This is a genomic window from Vibrio sp. M260112 (assembly GCF_036533775.1).
Lineage (GTDB): Bacteria > Pseudomonadota > Gammaproteobacteria > Enterobacterales > Vibrionaceae > Vibrio.
Genome location: NZ_JATABH010000180.1, coordinates 1 through 672 on the forward strand (window position 1 = coordinate 1; position 672 = coordinate 672).

The window sequence follows — 672 nt, forward strand, 5'->3', positions numbered from 1 at the left end:
TGTGTCATACGCTCCATCGGCAGATACGGTATCTATCTTTCTACGTAAAGGGTTGAGTAATGTTGACAACACTTCGCTATCGCCAACACTTACAAGACTGACTTCTGCACTAATGGCCTCATGAGTTTCTACATCAACGGCTAAGTGCAGTTTGCGCCAAGTTCTGCGTTTTTCGGCGCCGTGCTTTTTCACCTTCCACTCACCTTCGCCAAAGACTTTGAGACCAGTCGAGTCAATAGCGATATGGCGAATAGCTCCTCTGGATTTGTTACGATATTTGACTTGAACTGTCTTCGAGCGTTTGCTGATACACGTGTAGTCAGGGGACGTCAGGGGAACCTCCAATAGCTCAAAGATAGAGTCGATAAAACCTTGAAGCGCACGCAATGGTAGAGAGAATATCCCCTTAATCATCAATGCAGTTTCAATCGCTGTATCAGAGTACTGGAAACCTCTACCACGCTTACCATGATGGGTTTTGCATCGCCATGCATCTACAGCTGAATCATCTATCCAGAACGTAACCGAGCCCCGTTTACACAGAGCCTTATTGTACTCCGCCCAGTTAGTTATCTTCTTTTTTGCCTTACCCATGCCACCACCGCTCTAACCATCATAAAGGGTCAGATCGCAAGACTCGAAAAAGGTTCAACTGATTTAGGCAACAACGCC

The 672-nt window shown here is 46.3% G+C and carries 1 protein-coding gene; it reads right to left on the reverse strand.

The window, feature by feature from the left end; all coding sequences use genetic code 11:
* On the reverse strand, nucleotides 1-594 hold a 594-nt coding region (locus QTN95_RS21325; protein ID WP_331418888.1), incomplete at its 3' end, for an IS5 family transposase.
* Nucleotides 595-672: the final 78 nt, after the last annotated feature.